Origin of the sequence: Sphaerisporangium sp. NPDC049003 (genome assembly GCF_043197795.1) — a bacterium.
In the GTDB taxonomy this organism is placed as follows: Bacteria; Actinomycetota; Actinomycetes; order Streptosporangiales; family Streptosporangiaceae; genus Sphaerisporangium.
This window is the reverse complement of record NZ_JBICTU010000036.1, coordinates 50,541-66,433: the sequence shown is the minus strand read 5'-3', so window position 1 is coordinate 66,433 and position 15,893 is coordinate 50,541. Positions and strand designations below refer to the sequence as shown.

Sequence of the window (15,893 nt, the reverse complement as noted above, 5' to 3'; positions counted from 1 at the left end):
CTGACGCTGCATGTTCGAACCCATGAGCGCGCGGTTGGCGTCGTCATGCTCGAGGAACGGGATCATCGCCGTCGCCACCGACACCATCTGGCGCGGCGACACGTCGATGTAGTCGACCTCCTCGGCACGGGCCAGCTCGGTCTCGCCGCCCTTGGTGCGGACGAGGACGCGAGGGTCGGCGAACGTGCCGTCGGCGTTGAGGACCGTGTTGGCCTGGGCCTTGACGAAACGGTCTTCCTCGTCGGCGGTGAGGTAGTCGATCTGTTCGGTCACCTTGCCGTCGACGACCTTGCGGTACGGGGTCTCGACGAAGCCGAAGGCGTTGATGCGGCCGTAGGAGGCCAGCGAGCCGATCAGGCCGATGTTCGGGCCTTCGGGGGTCTCGATCGGGCACATGCGGCCGTAGTGGGACGGGTGTACGTCACGGACCTCGAAGCCCGCCCGTTCACGGGACAGACCGCCGGGGCCGAGTGCGTTCAGACGCCGCTTGTGCGTCAGGCCGGCCAGCGGGTTGGTCTGGTCCATGAATTGCGACAGCTGCGAGGTGCCGAAGAACTCCTTGATCGACGCCACGACCGGGCGGATGTTGATCAGGGTCTGCGGCGTGATCGCCTCGACGTCCTGCGTGGTCATCCGCTCGCGGACGACGCGCTCCATGCGGGCCAGGCCAAGACGGACCTGGTTCTGGATGAGCTCGCCCACGCTGCGCAGGCGGCGGTTGCCGAAGTGGTCGATGTCGTCGACCTCGACGACGATGGTGTCGGTCGGCGCCTCCTGGGCGGCCGGCATCGCGGTCTCGCCGGCGTGGAGCCGGACGATGTACTCGATCGTGGCGACGATGTCCTCTTCGGTCAGCGTCCCCTGGGTGATCTCGCTGCCGGCACCGAGCTTCTTGTTGACCTTGTAACGACCCACCTTGGCGAGGTCGTAGCGCTTCGGGTTGAAGTACAGGTTCTCAAGAAGGGCCTGGGCCGACTCCTTGGTCGGCGGCTCGCCCGGGCGCAGCTTGCGGTAGATGTCGAGCAGCGCGTCGTCCTGGCCGGACGTGTGGTCCTTCTCCAAGGTGACGCGAATCGACTCGTACTGGCCGAAGCGCTCAATGATCTTCTCGCTGGTCCATCCCAGAGCCTTGAGGAACACGGTGACGGGCTGCTTGCGCTTGCGGTCGATGCGGACACCGACGCTGTCCCGCTTGTCGATCTCGAATTCGAGCCAGGCACCACGCGAGGGGATCACTCTGCAGCCGTACAGGTCCTTGTCGGAGGTCTTGTCGACCGAACGGTCGAAGTAGACACCCGGGGACCGCACCAGCTAAGAGACCACGACACGCTCGGTGCCGTTGATGATGAACGTCCCCTTCGGCGTCATGAGCGGGAAATCGCCCATGAACACCGTCTGGCTCTTGATCTCACCGGTGGTGTTGTTGATGAACTCCGCCGTCACGAACATCGGGGCGGAGAAGGTCATGTCCTTGTCTTTGCACTCATCGACTGAGTACTTCGGCGGCTCGAACCGGTGATCACGGAACGACAAGGACATCGTTCCGGAGAAGTCCTCGATGGGACTGATCTCCTCGAAGATCTCTTCGAGACCGGATTGGGCCGGAACGTCCTTGCGCCCGGCCTGGCGAGCCGCCTCTACCCGGGACTTCCACTTCCCGTTGCCGAGCAGCCAGTCGAAGGACTCGGTCTGCAGAGCGAGAAGATCGGGAACTTCGAGCGGCTCCTGAATGCGCGAGAAAGAGACGCGATGGGGACCAGCGGGTACGGCGGAGGCATGGCGCGAGGCTGTCAACAGATGTCCTTCCGGAGGGCACGGATGGAATCGAACTGCGCGCACGCAAAACGCCCCGGCCGGAGCCAGGGGCGTCGAGAGGCAACGCGAGGAAGAAGCATAACGCAAATTGCAAACGCGCGTCCACACGTACTATGAGTGTCAACCTCGGTGCTGGGATCAGCATCGCACAGCCGGGTGTACGCGTCAAGTCTCCAGTCTTTGGGGCGCGACCGGAATCGATGGGTATAGCACCTTTCGAGGCATTTGCCCTGTGGTTCTTGGCCGCGTGCCCGGCGTGTTCCGCCTGCGTGCCCAGTCCGGTGAGGGGAGGCTGGTTGATCACACGACGAGAGTTCCTGAAGACGGGCGTGGGCGGGGCGGTCCTCCTCGTCTACCGGGGATTGGCGGGCGGTTCCCGGGCGATCGGTGCGATCATGAACCCCGCCAGGATCGCCAAGTACGTCGTGCCCCTGCCCGTCCCACCCGTGATGCCGTCCCTCTCGGCGCGGGGCGAGCCGATCGACCGCTATGTGATCGCCGTCCGCCAGATCCGCCGGCAGATCCTGCCGCCGGGCGACCCTCCCACGACGGTGTGGGGGTACGGGGCGGTCCAGGACCCGGGGACGTTCAGCAGCCCGGGGTTCACCCTGGAGGCGGTGGCCGATCGTCCGGTACGAGTGCGCTGGGTGAACGAACTGGTCGACGAGAGCGGCGGGTATCTGCCGCACCTGCTGCCGGTGGATCCCACTCTGCACTGGGCCAACCCCACGGACGGCCCGTCCGGACGGGATTCGCGTCCCCGGTTCACCTCCACACCGAACCGGTATCGCGGGCCCGTCCCGCTGGTCACCCACCTGCACGGCGGGCACAGCGCCGACCACAGCGACGGTTTCCCCGCGAGGCGTGGTACCTGCCGCGGGCCAGGGACCTCCCCGCCGGATCGGCGACCGAGGGCTCCCTGTACGCGAGGTTCCGCGCCATGTACGCCCGTACGCACGGCGTGTCCTGGAGTCCGGGCTCGGCGGAGTTCCATTACGGCAACCAGCAGCGGGCCGCCACGATGTGGTACCACGATCACTCGCTGGGGATCACCCGGCTCAACACCTACGCCGGGCTGGCCGGGTTCTACCTGCTGCGCGGTGGTCCCGCCGACCTGCCCCCCGGCGTCCTGCCCGGCCCCGCGCCTTCGGCCGGCGACGACGGACGCGGCCCGTACCACGAGATCCCGATCGTCATCCAGGATCGGTCCTTCGCCTCCGACGGCTCGCTGTTCTACCCGGGAAGCCGCGCCTTCTTCGACCGGTTCGCCGGGCCGTACATCCCAAGGAGCGACCTGCCCCCCATCTGGAACCCGGAATTCTTCGGCACGGCGATGATGGTCAACGGCCGCACCTGGCCTTACCTGGAGGTCGAGCCCCGCCGCTTCCGGTTCCGGTTCCTCAACGGCTGCAACGGCCGGGTCCTCGACCTGAAGATCGTGACCGACCCGATGGCGAGGCGTCCCGTGCCGGCGGCCCTGCCCGTGTGGCACATCGGGTCCGATGGAGGCTTCCTGCCCGAGCCCGTGCGACTCGGCCGCATCCTGCTCGCCCCGGCCGAACGGGCCGACGTGATCGTCGACTTCACCGGCCTGCGGCCCGGCACGGCCCTCTACCTGATCAACGAGGCCCCGGACACGGCCTTCCCCGGAGACGGCCACACCCCGCCGGCGGACCCCGCCACCACCGGCCAGGTGATGAAGTTCGTCGTACGGCCCTTGGCGGGACAGGACCGCAGCGTGCCGCCCGACCAGCTCACCCTGCCGTCCCTCACGCGGATCGGCCAGGAGAGCAGGACGCGCAAGGTCGCCCTGCTGGAACAGGACTCGGCGGTCGTCCACGGCGCCGGCCCGACGGCGGTGCTGCTCGGCACCCTGGACGGAGGCAGGAAAGCCAGGATGTGGTCCGACCCGGTCACCGAGAATCCCGCCCTAGGCGCCACTGAGATCTGGGAGATCCACAACTTCACCCCGGACGCCCATCCCATCCACGTGCACGAGGTCCTGTTCCACGTCCTCGACCGCCGGTCCTTCAACGGCGCCGCCCGGCCCCCCGAACCATGGGAACGGGGGTTCAAGGACACGGTGATCGCCTACCCGCACCAGATCACCCGGATCAAGGCGACGTTCGACAGGGCCGGTCTCTTCGTCTGGCACTGCCACCTGCTGGAACACGAGGACAACGAGATGATGCGCCCCTACCGCGTCGGCGCCTGAGCGCGCCCGGACGCGCCGCCGACCGTCACCGGCCCGGCCGAACAGCGCGAGCAGGGCTCATGTGCCCGTCGCGGCGGCACTCAGCGATCCACCGTGGCGCGCCAGCGGAGGCAGCGGTGCATGGAGCCCTCTCGCTGATCATCCGCTCTCCTTCATGAGCCGCCGTATCGGGGCCGGAGGGTGTCCGGCCCCGAAAACAGACGGTCAGGCGGAGGAGGAAGTGATCTCGGTGCGGATCTGCTTGGCAGCGGTGACGAGGTTTTCCAGGGAGTCGCGGGTCTCGGGCCAGGCGCGGGTCTTCAGGCCGCAGTCGGGGTTGGCCCACAGCCGGTCGGCGGGGATGGCGGACAGCCCCTTGCGCAGCAAAGAAGCCACCTCCTCGACGCCGGGGACTCGGGGGGAGTGGATGTCGTAGACGCCGGGCCCGACCTCGCGGGGGTAGCCGGCCTGGGCGAGTTCCTCGGCCACCTGCATGTGGGAGCGGGCGGCTTCGAGGCTGATGACGTCGGCGTCCATGTCGTCGATCGCGGCGATGATCTCGCCGAACTCGGCGTAGCACATGTGGGTGTGGATCTGGGTCCGCGGCCGCGCCCCGGCGGTGGCCAGGCGGAACGCCTCGGTGGCCCAGGCGAGGTAGGCGGGGCGGTCCGCGGCGCGCAGGGGCAGCGTTTCACGGAGCGCAGGTTCGTCCACCTGGATGACGGCGGTGCCGGCGGCTTCCAGGTCGGCGACTTCGTCGCGCAGGGCGAGCGCGACCTGCCGGGCGGTCTCGCCGAGCGGCTGGTCGTCGCGGACGAACGACCAGGCCAGCATGGTGACCGGGCCGGTGAGCATGCCCTTCACTGGGCGGCTGGTCTGGGACTGGGCGTAGGTGGTCCAGCGCAGGGTCATCGGGTGTGGGCGGGAGATGTCGCCGGCCAGGATCGGCGGTCGGACGTACCTGGACCCGTAGGACTGGACCCACCCCTGCTGGGTGGCGATGTATCCGTCGAGTTGCTCGGCGAAGTACTGCACCATGTCGTTGCGCTCGGGCTCGCCGTGCACGAGCACGTCCAGGCCGCTCTCCTCCTGGAAGGCGAGGATCTCCCGAATCTCAACGGCCATGCGCTCGTCGTAGGCATACTGGTCGATGCGCCCGGCGCGCAGGTCGGCGCGGGCGGCGCGCAACTCGGCGGTCTGGGGGAACGAACCGATGGTGGTCGTGGGCACCAGCGGCAGGTCCAGATGGTTGCGCTGGGCTCGCGCCCGTTCCGCGTAGGGTTCAGCCCGCCTGGTGTCCTGCCCGGTCACCGCAGCCGCGCGTTCGCGGATCGCCGGGTCGCGGGTGAGCGCGGACGTCCTGCGGGACTCCAGGGCTTCGCGGTTGTCGGTGAGGTCGTCAGAGATGGCGCGGACACCGCGGTTCAGACCGCGGGCGAGGGCGACGATCTCGGCGGTCTTCTGCCGGGCGAAGGCCAGCCATGGCCGGATCTCAGGATCGATCTCCGTCTCGGCGGCGGCGTCCAGCGGGACGTGCAGGAGCGAGCAGGACGCGGCGACGTCCACCTGCCCGGCCAGTCCGAGAAGGGTCGCCAGGGTGCTCAGCGACTTCTCCAGGTCGTTGATCCAGATGTTGCGGCCGTCCACGACGCCCGCGATCAGACGCTTGCCCGGCAGCCCGCCGGCGGCCGCCAGGTCGTTCAGGTTGGCGGCGGCCGGGCCGGTGAGGTCGAGCCCCAGACCCTCGATCGGCGCATGGGCCAGCACAGACAGGGCTTCCCCGAGGTGGTCGAAATAGCCGGCGACCAGGATCTTCGGGCGCTCGGTGAGTGAGCCCAGCCGCTGGTAGCAGCCGGCGACGGCGTCCAGGACGGCCTGCGGCTGGTCCTGGACCAGGGTGGGTTCGTCGAGTTGCACCCAGCGGGCGCCCGCTTCGTGCAGTGCCGCGAGGATCTCGGCGTACACGGGCAGCAGCCGGTCGAGCAGGGTGAGCGGGTCGAAGTCCGCTGGGGCGTCCGGCGCCGGCTTGGCCAGCAGCAGGTAGGTCACCGGGCCGACCAGGACTGGCCGCGGGTTGTGTCCCAGTGCCAGAGCCTCACGCAACTCGCTCACAGGCTTGGAGGGGTCGGCCGCGAAGACGGTGTCCGGGCCGAGCTCGGGGACCAGGTAGTGGTAGTTGGTGTCGAACCACTTGGTCATCTCCAGCGGCGCGACGTCCTGAGTACCGCGCGCCATCGCGAAATAGCCGTCCAGCGGGTCGGCCCGCACGGCGGCGCGATGCCGCGGCGGGATCGCGCCGACCATGACCGTGGTGTCCAGCACGTGGTCGTACAGAGAGAAGTCGCCGGTCGGGACCTCGTCGATCCCCGCCTCGGCCAAGCGGCGCCAGTTGTCGCGGCGCAGCCCGGCGGCGACGTCGAGCAGTTCGGCGTCGGTGGTGCGGCCGGCCCAGTAGCCTTCGACGGCCTTCTTCAGTTCGCGGCCCGGTCCTTGGCGTGGGTAGCCGTACACGGTGGCCAGCGCGGTGGGCGCAGGGGAACTCTCGGCCATGAAACTCTCCTTCGCGAGTCACGGAGACCTCGACGGAACCCCGGGGCGAAGGCACGGCAGATGGTGCGGACCCACGGTCAGGTCCGCGTCGTCACGCCGGCCCTCCCACGAGGCCGTCGAACGTCACCGCGCGCGGTCGCGCGCGGGCAGTGGCAGGTCTTCGGACTCGTGGGCGCCCATCTCGTGCCTACTGGCCGTCGCTTCCCGGGTCCTTGGATCGGATCCAGTGCGTGTGACGGCGGTCGTTCCCACTCACCGCTGCGGGGCAGTCCCGGATTCACACCGGGTTCCCTCTTACGACGCTCCTGCCTGGCGGGCAGGGCGAACCGACTGCACCCCCGAGTCTAGAGTGCCGCAGCGGCTCGGGCGAGTGCTCGACGTGCCGGGACCGGGTCGGTCGCCGCGAATGGGGGTGGTCGGGGTGTGGCGCCATGCCGATCCGCGCCGACTTGGTGACGATGTTGTGGAACGCGGGCGCGGATCCCGCCCTGGTCGCTCAGTGGATGGCCGAGACCCAGGTCCAGCAGGTAGCCGCTCAGGCGCAGCTACGCCAAGTGAGCGGCGGGCGTCGGATGACACGAGGAGATCGATGCCATGGTGACCGCGATCGAGGACCACGTTCAGGTTCTGGCGGAGGCGGATCCGAACGACAAGGCTCAGGTCGACGCGGAGATCGGCCTGCGGCTGACCTACTACCCCGAGAAACAGCTAGTGGAGGCCCAGTCGCAACCGGACCTCCACATGCGCGAAGGGTACGTGTCCGAGGGGGGAGACGAACCAATTGCACATCCCTTCGCTCTCACCACCCGCTTCCTGCTCGGCCAGAGGTGAGCGGTTGTGGAAACCGATCTCTCCCTGGCTGTGCGCCGCATCCGGCGTACGACGATCGCAGGTGTCGCACTACTGGCGCTGATCGCGGCGGTCGTGTCGTTCAGGCACATGCACGAACTCTGCCTACGCCACGGTGAGGATCACTTGGCCGCAGTGCTGATCCCACTCGCCGTCGACGGCCTGATCGTCGTCGCCTCGATGTCCATCCTCCTGGCCAACCGCTACGGCTCCTGCGGCGGCCTCCTGGCGTGGAGCCTCCTCGTGGTCGGCAGTCTCGCCAGCCTCGGCGCGAACGTCGCCGTAGCCGAACCCAGCCTGATCGGCCGCCTCATCGCCGCCTGGCCCTCGCTGGCTCTGATCGGCAGCTACGAGCTTCTGATGTCCCAGATCCGCCGCTCTGCGGGAGGACGGGCCGAAGCTCAAGAGCTGGCTGTCATCAGCCCTGACCCTCCCGCCGATGCAGAAGCCGACCCCGTCGAGCTACAAGAAGATCAGGAGGAGGACACCGTCTCCGCTGAGCCGACCGGAAACGGCCGACTGCTGCAGCGAGAGGCCTGGCGGTGGGCGCAGCAGAACCGTCAGGCGGACGGTGATCTACCCAGCGGTGTCGCCATCGCCCGGGTCTTCGCCCGCAGCCCCCGCTGGGGCCGCCTAGTCAAGAAGGCCGGCCTCGCTGGCGAACTGCACTGATGCGGGGATCGAAGGTTGAAAGGCAACGCAACTCAGAGCTCTTCAATGAGCGAGCGAATGTTGCGGTAAAGCTTGTCCGCTCTGCCCAATCGTCGCGACGCGTTCGCGGTGTGGGCAGCGTGTGCGCGCTCACCCACGACGTAGTCGCAGTAGCCGGCGGCTGCGGTCAGGTACATCATGTCGACAAGATCATTTTCTGCCCAGTGTAGCTGTCCATCAGAGAGCTTCTCGTGGAGAACCTCCCGAAAAAGGCCCAGCGTTGGCATGGAGGGTAGGCCTTCTTCGCTGTGGTTGAGGGCCCAATCGGACATTTCGTCCGGTGTGATGCCAGCGCGATGTGCCTCTTCAGGAAGTTCTCGTCCCAGGTCAGCAAGGAACTTCGCGTGAGTCCGCCTGCGCTTCATCTCCTTACCGGTCGGGTTATCCCGTAGGAACTCCGCGAACTGCTGAAGGCTGGCTGCCCATCCAGGAGCGGGAGCCATTGGGACATGTCCGGCGTCGAGGATCGCGTCGATGATTCCGCTGATGCATTGGATGGCATGAACGGCCCATTGCGCATGTGGCGGTAGACCAGGGTCAACACGGGGGAGCATGCTGTCTCGGCCCGAGTGGACGGCACCCGGTTCGAGCGTGATAGCCGCAGGTGGGAGGAGGCAGCGTTGGCGGTAGCGGATCGTCAATGCTTGCCGCAGTTCAAACCGGCGCAGGTCGAGTGGATCGCGTAGTTGCCAGCCGCCCGAGAGCTGGAGGATTGTGAGTGCTCGCTGGTAGCGCTGTTCCCGGTCGACCTGTTTGGCTGTCTCTGCCAGATGCGCCGCAGACATGGGTAAGACCACCTTGTGAGCTTTCGCGAGCTCGATGAGCTGTGCTGAGGCGCTGCGCTCGTGTTCATTCTCGACACGGTCCGGCTGGTGGATCGTATTGGTGAGTGTGCTCCAGTGGTTTTGATCGAGATAGATTGTTGGCCGCCCACGCACAGGAGCGAAATCTGTGGGCTGCGGTAGAGCTACAACGATGTCGTGCCCGCGCGTGGTTTGGAGTTTCAGCTCCCATGACTGCGGAAGCAAGGTCGAGGACGCTATCGCACTTGTGGGTCCAAACTGGTCGTGCCCCAGCGATGAATGTACGTCCTGTCCGTCCGTGAAGCTGACCAAGATGCTTCCGTCACGCCCAAGCCGTATCGCCGAGATTCCCGACCAGATCGAGGCGCTCACGGGGACTCCACCACATCGGACCGTTCAACGAGGTGCGCGACATAGCTCAGCACTGCCAGCATCTCAATGGCCTCACGAGAACTCGGGTCGGGCCAACCTGGATGGGACACGAGGTTGCGCACGCCCATGAACGCGCCGCGAACCATCGCGACGGCACCTTCATGCGCTGACTTCCACGTCTTCGATGCTGGGTCGACATCGCGAATTCGAAGGCGGGGCGATCCTTTCACGGGATCATTGGTTGAGAATAGGCTGGCGAGATTTTCACCCGATAACCCGGGCCCAGCTATGCCCTGCAAGAGTCCTTCGAGTGCCGTCGCGGCGCTCTGGACCGCTGGGCGGATATGACCGTCGTCCCACAGCTTCGCGGCAGCGTTCCAGATACTAGGGTGCAATTCAGCAGCAACGAGTCTAGGTCCGGCAGGCCCCACTATCTCGGCCAATTCCTCTCGCTGAGTCAGGATGGCGATCGCCTCTACTATGGCGACGCGGGCTTGTGTGAACGGATGGCTTCCATACAAGCCTTCCTCGTGTTCGACAATCTTTGCCGCCAGGTCCTCCTTGCCCATCATCACGACCACATCGTGGGCGAGCTTAGTCCTTGCTCGGACCTCATCGATGAGTGCGTTAACTTGTGGAGCAAGCCCCGGCTGCTCCTGGTAAGGCGCTTGCTTACCCCACCGCCGTTCGTACAGTTCACCCCAACGGTCGATAAGTTCAAGTACGCCGACCAGGCGTTCATGCGCGAGAGCATCGTTCATGGTCGCGAGCCTACAGCGGCGGTATGACATACAGAGGGCTTCAGGCCGCCCCGGCTCGATCAATCGCCGCCATCTGATGGCTCAACGAGAGCGGGGTGCTGGAGATGTGGTACGAGACGCACCTACTCGTCGGCGCTATTACGCGTCGCCCACTCTTCCAACCCCGTCAACATGGTAAGGGCTGCATCGAATAGGGTCTTTATAGCTGCGGGCCCTCGTAGATGACCGAAGATCCGTTCCAAAAACTTCTCGTAGTCGGACCCCTTCCTGTGGGCGGTAGCCTTAGAGCGCACTTCCTGCAGATTGCGCAAGAATTTAATATCCCGCTCGACATATGGATAACCTTCTTGTTCCAGCCAACGCCTCAGCTTGGAGATGCCTTTTTCGTTGGCGGTTGTGTTGATCAGCAGTTCCTCGATCTTCGCTTCGTTGATGGCATCCACCATCAGTTGAGTCAAGATACGGATGCTTGCCTCGAACTCGGCCTGAGAGTCATTCAAGGGGAGGCGAAGTCGCTGAAGTAGACCGGCGTCGGCCTCTTCTGGCTTGCGGAACAAGTGCCAACCGTAGCTCTCGTGCCAACTCCTTCGGAGCGAGATATACCTGGATCGGACTTGTAGATCCCGTGCGGAGGGCTCGACAAACTGTCCCAGGAAAGCGCGACGAATAAACGTCTCGCTAGCGGGGGAGTCTGGCGTCACATTATAGCTTCGCCAGTAGTCCCTTTCCTGTTTAGGTAGGTCACGTCCGAGGTCGCCCAGGAAAACGACAACGCTGGTTTCGGCGCTGTTGTCCAGTCGCAAGCTCCATAGCGAAGCGCATGTAAGGTTTCCATCAGCTACCGTGTACAACTCCGGCTGCTCATAGTACTTCTGGAGCAGCTCGCGCCTGAAGTGAACTGGAGTGAGGTAATTCGGGGAGTCGGGATTGGCGCCGAAGTAATTGGCTAGAGCGTCAGGATTACATGTGTATTGAATGTCATCCCCTACCTCATTTACCCCGATGATGAACTCTGGGTAGTAATCGTCTGCTTCTTCGTAAGGCCAGATTCCCGCCTTTTCGATGGGAGGCGAAGGAAGGACGCGTGTACCGAGGTAGCGAGTGAAGACGCGGCCGGCGAGACCATTGTCTGCAAACCTGGTCGCTCGCAATACGTCCGATGTCCAGTCCTGCTGCTTCGGAGATTTCTCATTCTCAACCCCAAAGCGTACGGAGTCTACGAATAAGAGCATATCTAGCTGGCGGGCGGCCTGATACTGTCGGAGCAGTTTAGTTCGGACCTCTACCTTGCGATTTCCGTCTAGTTTGATTGCGACGGAGGACGTGCCGTCATCGTGGGGTTGCATAAACTGCGAGGTCAGCTCGTCCCAATATAGATTGTGGTAGAGTCGGAACTGTTCGGCCACTTCAAGTGTCGAAGGTACGACGCCGTAGTACTCCCGCACCAGGATTAGTGGTTCGAAGTCGCCCGCCATGCTGCCGGGAAAATAGGTGGTTTTCCATTCGTCTCCTTCGTAATATTGGGAGAATCCAGGACGAAAGTCGCCTTTGGTGATGTTCCAACCGGGCTCGCTGACGACTAGTGGTCGTTTCGATGGTGGAGCGAAAGCGCAATAGATTCCTCCGTTGGAGTCTTCGGATCGCCAGTTTTCGTATACTGTCGTCCAGGCTCCATGATCGAGGGCTATAAACCGCGCGTGTATGTCCTCTTGCTCCAAGGTCATGCTCTTATCGTCCCTCTCCGCATGGCTACTGCTGCAGTCACCCGCTCAGCCGCTGTCATGGGCGGTTCGTGCTCCCAAACCCGAATAACCAGCCAGCCTGCTTCGGTGAGTACACGATCGGTGTCTCGGTCGCGGGCTTGGTTATCGGCGATCTTTCTGTTCCAGAATTCGCTGTTCCGTTGGGATGCCCTATGGTGCTCGGGGCATCCGTGCCAGAAGCAGCCGTCGGAGAAGACCGCTATCTTGGCACCTCTGAACACTATGTCCGCGCGTCGCCTGAACCCATCGATAGGCGCGACATCGACGCGGTAGCGCAAGCCGAGACTGTGGATGGCCTTGCGCAGGGCGACTTCCGGCTTGGTATCCTTTCCGCGGTTTCCTCGCATTGAGGCGCGGATGGCGGGCGAGCTCGCCCAGGATTCGGCTGGCATCGAATCATCTGGCGTATGCACGAATCCTTTGGAAATGGCGATCTCCCAAGCTACGGCGAGATTGTGCGCTCTGGTCGCTTCTTCCACCTCGCCGAGATATTCCACCTGGGTCTTGCCGGCGTTCGACCATCGCAGGTACGCACGGATGCGGCGTGTACGCCGTCGGAGCTTCAGCTCGACCGATGCCCTGGCGGTTCTGCCGTCACCGAGATCGACCACGCGCCGGTTCGGGCCGCCTGCCGCACGGTCCTGCTCCTTGGTGCGTGCGGATCGGGGCAAGTCAGGCTTACAGCGCCAGGCGCTGTCGGGCGGGCATTCCTTCTTCCAACGACCTAATTCCTGTCCTTTGGCCGGGCTCATGTCGGCTTCTCTGCCTCGTCGAGGATCTTCGCGACAGCCTCAGCGAAGGCATGTCCAAGTAGCACAGGGACGGCGTTGCCGAGTTGCCGCATCTTCTCTCCGCGGGACCCGGCGAGGGTCCAGGCGTCGGGGAAGGTCATCACCCGGGCGGTTTCGCGCACGGACATGTAACGATGGGACCCGTCGTCGAGCGCTACCACCGACTCCCCACCTGGCACTCCGTGAACGCCTGCCTTCACCGTCTTCGCGGGGCGGTCCAGTTCGTTAGGGGTGTGGCCTTTGTAGATCCGAGCGTCCGGCCAGCCGACATGATCGGTGAACCCGCCGAGGAATCGCTCCTTGCGGTCGAGGTACTCGATCGGAATGGGTGGGAGCGTTCTCTGCCCGTCGATGCCTTTGACGGCGTCCCTGAGCGTCCGCCAAGCCGGTTTCTGGTCCACCACCGAAGGGAGTGTCTGTTGCGGAAGTCTCTCCATGACCCTCTCCCGGACCTTCCGAGGGACTTCTGGATGCCTGTCCCAGTATGTTCCGTCGGCCATGGACGCGTACAAACTGGCTTCGGAGAACTTTGGCTTCACCAATTCTTCGAATCTCTTCATGTCCACGCCCAAGTCTCGACGGAATGCGACGAGGATGACTCGATTTCTGACTTGAGGGACTCCGTAGTCGGCCGCGTTGACCGCGAAGTGCTGAACGTCGTACCGCTCGTCCGCCAGGCCGCCGTCCTTGTCAATCAGCTCACGCAGTCGCGTGTCGTGCTCATGCCACGAACTGCCTTCCCGGCGCTGTTCGAACGGCAGCGTGAGCTCTCTCTTGATGTACTCGAAGTAAGGTACGAACGATTGGCGTAGGAGTCCCCTCACGTTTTCGCAGATGACGACCTTGGGCCTCATTTCCCGTACGGCCCTGAACATATGAGGGAAGCCGTTGCGGTGATCCTCGTCCCCGCGGCCGGTTCCGCCCAGGCTGAACGGCTGGCAGGGCGGACCTCCCGCGAGTACGTCGACCAGGCCGACGAGATGGTCGAATTCGGCTTTCGCCACGTCGCCGCGTAGAAGCGGCGGCCTCTCCCCGGGGGTGGGGATGGGAGGCCGCTCTCCTTCGATGTCATACGGTTTGGCGCCGTTGGCGACGAGGGTCTCGCACGCCCACTTGGCGAACTCGTTCAAGAGCAAGGGTCTGAAGCCGGCGCGTGCGACGGCCATCGCCAGCCCTCCGCCGCCCGCGAACAGTTCGACGCTCGTTCTGTCCTGATTGGCGGAATCCAGCAGCTCAGACATTGCCAAAGTGTACCGCGGAGTTGATGATCCAAGCCACCTCCCGCCGAGTGGAAATCGAAAACGGTGTCGAACCTGGGGTGTGGCGGAGGACGCCGATGGCCCGGCACCGGCTCGCGCGTCCCTCGAGGTCAGGTGGTGGGACAGGCTCCTGGGGCGCAGACGTGCCGGATGGTCATAGCGCCATGCTGAAGTCGCAGGACTACCGCCAATTCGCAGCCCAGGATCATGCCCTGTTCACCGACCTCGAGTCGTAGGCTGGACATCTGCGCGGCGGATGTGACCCTTCTGAAGACGATCTGTCGGCCGCTGCCTTGGAGCGTGAAGCTCTTCTCCATCGGTGCCTGGCGTAGTCCCAGTTGCCAGGTGATCCATGGGCTGATGATTATCCCGCTTCCCCTCACCACGTCTTTGTCCACGGTGAGGCGGAATGCCAGCAGGCCCAGTTCCTCGTCGTGGACGGCGTTGTCGGGGCGCCGCGGTTCCTTCTCCTCCGTGCTGAGCGCGCCATGTTCGACGAGGCCGATCCGTCCGTCGGGGGTGAGGCCGATTCGGGAGCTGATCAGGCATTGCTGGACTCGGGAGTAGCTGACGGGGTAGCGGCGGCGTACTTCGTTCGTCAGCTCGCGGCGCGGTAAGGGGCCCAGGTCGGCCAAGACCTGGATCATCACGTCTAGGGCGTTGGTGTGCTCGCTGACGCCATCGAGAGGCCAGTCCGTGAGCGCCCACGTGCCTTCGGGGCGGACCTGACGGAACCGGTTATCCCGCCGAAGCGCTTCGGCCGTCGCGTGCGAATTCAGCGCGATGGCTTCGGCGATCGCCTCCGCTCGTCTCGGTTCGCCCTGGTCCGCAAGCCAGAGGTAAGCGGCGTCCCTCTTCTTGGCGGTCCTCCGGACCCAGGCACCTGACTCGTCCAGTACCAGCGGGCTCTTGCCGGCGGACATGATCGAGTCGACGTCGAGGGACTCGGGGAGTCCGATGTTCGCCGCGTGGTCACGCAGCTCGTCCTTCCTGCACGGGGCTTCTTCCGCCAGCTCACGCAGGAGACCGTCCAATGCCTCAGGGCTGAGCGACCAGTGGTCGGTGAGTTCCTCCGACCACGCCTTGGGATGGCATAGGCCTTCCGCCATCAGTAATGACGCGCGTACGAGCCCGCTGTCGTCGCGGAGGGTCTCTGACAGGTAGTCGTCGGAGACAGCGGCCCGTGTCTCCAGGAGTTCGAAGATTTCCGTGGCCCACTCAGGTGCCGCGCACCGCGCCTTCTCGGACAGCTGACACTGGGCGTTCTTGATGACCTGCCGGGCTCTCTCGCAGCTGACACCGTACGCGCGACCGATGGAGTCGAGCGTACGGTTCTTCGCTCGCATCGTGAGCATGTCCCGTGAGCGCTGGTCGAGCGTTCGCCAAACGTCAACCAGCCAGTCGCCTTCCAGCGATTCGTCGCCTGTCTTCTCCATCAGAGATCGTCCACGTGAACGATCTCCAGGTGGCAGCGCGCGCCGATACGGCGGTCCGCCGCCCGCTCGTCGGCCGGAATGGGCTTCTCGAAAGAACCCACCACGCACAGCACCCATGGCCTGGCATCCCCGGATGCCTCAGCCTTTATCGCGACCCAGACGAGGTGCTTGAGCTGTCCGGAAGGCGCCCACGCGAAGTGGCGCTCATCCTCTCCGCGCCGGATGAGCACGCGCAGCGGCTTGATCTTTCGGCTCTCCGGAACGACCTCCCAGTTGGGCCCCAAGGCCCGTGCCACAAGATCTCTCGCCCCCGCAGCCGGGTTCTCGACGTATTGAGCGTACTTGCCGACTCCGTACCGGGCGCGAGCGTATTCCTTCATGGGCCCGTCCTTGATCCAGACGCGGGCCTTCTCGTTGCTCAGGAACTCGCGGAGGCGACCGCCCACCTCCGGGTCGTCCATCCACTGGCTGTAGGCCGCGCTGCGCTGGTCTCCGGTCAGGTATGACCAGCCGAGCGCCTCGGCGTCGGCGAACAGCTTCTTAGCGATCTTGTCTTCGAGGTCTTTGCTCATGGCCATGTTGGGGGGTC

General features: G+C 64.8%; 11 protein-coding genes, 1 pseudogene and 1 riboswitch. Of the genes and pseudogenes, 3 read left to right on the top strand and 9 right to left on the bottom strand.

What is annotated here, in order from left to right:
• Positions 1-1,794 (bottom strand): annotated as a pseudogene (locus ACGFIV_RS31390) (DNA-directed RNA polymerase subunit beta); the annotation flags it as partial.
• 961 nt (positions 1,795-2,755) lie between these two features.
• Between ACGFIV_RS31390 and ACGFIV_RS31385 the strand changes: the two are divergent.
• Positions 2,756-4,030, top strand: coding sequence for a multicopper oxidase family protein (locus ACGFIV_RS31385; protein WP_392838467.1), 1,275 nt, complete (start codon positions 2,756-2,758; stop codon positions 4,028-4,030).
• A gap of 204 nt (positions 4,031-4,234) precedes the next feature.
• On the opposite strand, the gene metE is transcribed toward ACGFIV_RS31385, so the two are convergent.
• The gene (gene metE, locus ACGFIV_RS31380) at positions 4,235-6,559 is read right to left on the bottom strand and encodes a 5-methyltetrahydropteroyltriglutamate--homocysteine S-methyltransferase (protein WP_392838466.1); all 2,325 of its coding nucleotides are present in this window, start codon (positions 6,557-6,559) and stop codon (positions 4,235-4,237) included.
• 154 nt (positions 6,560-6,713) lie between these two features.
• Positions 6,714-6,856, bottom strand: a riboswitch (cobalamin riboswitch).
• A 297-nt stretch (positions 6,857-7,153) separates the two neighbouring features.
• On the opposite strand from metE, the gene ACGFIV_RS31375 reads away from it, so the two are divergent.
• A complete protein-coding gene (locus ACGFIV_RS31375) occupies positions 7,154-7,390 on the top strand; it encodes a hypothetical protein (RefSeq protein ID WP_392838465.1) in 237 nt (78 codons plus the stop codon).
• Between the two features lie 6 nt (positions 7,391-7,396).
• Positions 7,397-8,080, top strand: a complete 684-nt coding sequence (locus tag ACGFIV_RS31370; protein ID WP_392838464.1) for a DUF2637 domain-containing protein — start codon at positions 7,397-7,399, stop codon at positions 8,078-8,080.
• 32 nt (positions 8,081-8,112) lie between these two features.
• Here the strand turns inward: ACGFIV_RS31370 and ACGFIV_RS31365 are convergent, their stop codons facing one another.
• The 7 genes from ACGFIV_RS31365 to ACGFIV_RS31335 all read right to left on the bottom strand — a co-directional run bounded on the left by ACGFIV_RS31365 (position 8,113) and on the right by ACGFIV_RS31335 (position 15,882).
• The gene (locus ACGFIV_RS31365; RefSeq protein ID WP_392838463.1) at positions 8,113-9,294 is read right to left on the bottom strand and encodes a hypothetical protein; all 1,182 of its coding nucleotides are present in this window, start codon (positions 9,292-9,294) and stop codon (positions 8,113-8,115) included.
• The gene (locus ACGFIV_RS31360) at positions 9,291-10,055 is read right to left on the bottom strand and encodes a TIGR02391 family protein (protein WP_392838462.1); all 765 of its coding nucleotides are present in this window, start codon (positions 10,053-10,055) and stop codon (positions 9,291-9,293) included. The genes ACGFIV_RS31365 and ACGFIV_RS31360 overlap by 4 nt, the downstream gene beginning before the upstream one ends.
• A gap of 122 nt (positions 10,056-10,177) precedes the next feature.
• The gene (locus ACGFIV_RS31355; protein WP_392838461.1) at positions 10,178-11,779 is read right to left on the bottom strand and encodes a hypothetical protein; all 1,602 of its coding nucleotides are present in this window, start codon (positions 11,777-11,779) and stop codon (positions 10,178-10,180) included.
• Positions 11,776-12,570: a very short patch repair endonuclease gene (locus ACGFIV_RS31350; RefSeq protein WP_392838460.1), complete on the bottom strand. Its 795-nt coding sequence runs from the start codon at positions 12,568-12,570 to the stop codon at positions 11,776-11,778. The genes ACGFIV_RS31355 and ACGFIV_RS31350 overlap by 4 nt, the downstream gene beginning before the upstream one ends.
• Positions 12,567-13,850: a DNA cytosine methyltransferase gene (locus ACGFIV_RS31345; protein WP_392838459.1), complete on the bottom strand. Its 1,284-nt coding sequence runs from the start codon at positions 13,848-13,850 to the stop codon at positions 12,567-12,569. The genes ACGFIV_RS31350 and ACGFIV_RS31345 overlap by 4 nt, the downstream gene beginning before the upstream one ends.
• A 128-nt stretch (positions 13,851-13,978) precedes the next feature.
• A complete protein-coding gene (locus ACGFIV_RS31340) occupies positions 13,979-15,304 on the bottom strand; it encodes a hypothetical protein (protein WP_392838458.1) in 1,326 nt (441 codons plus the stop codon).
• Entirely contained in the window at positions 15,304-15,882 is a 579-nt protein-coding gene (locus tag ACGFIV_RS31335; protein ID WP_392838457.1) for a hypothetical protein, read from the bottom strand. The genes ACGFIV_RS31340 and ACGFIV_RS31335 overlap by 1 nt, the downstream gene beginning before the upstream one ends.
• Positions 15,883-15,893: the final 11 nt, after the last annotated feature.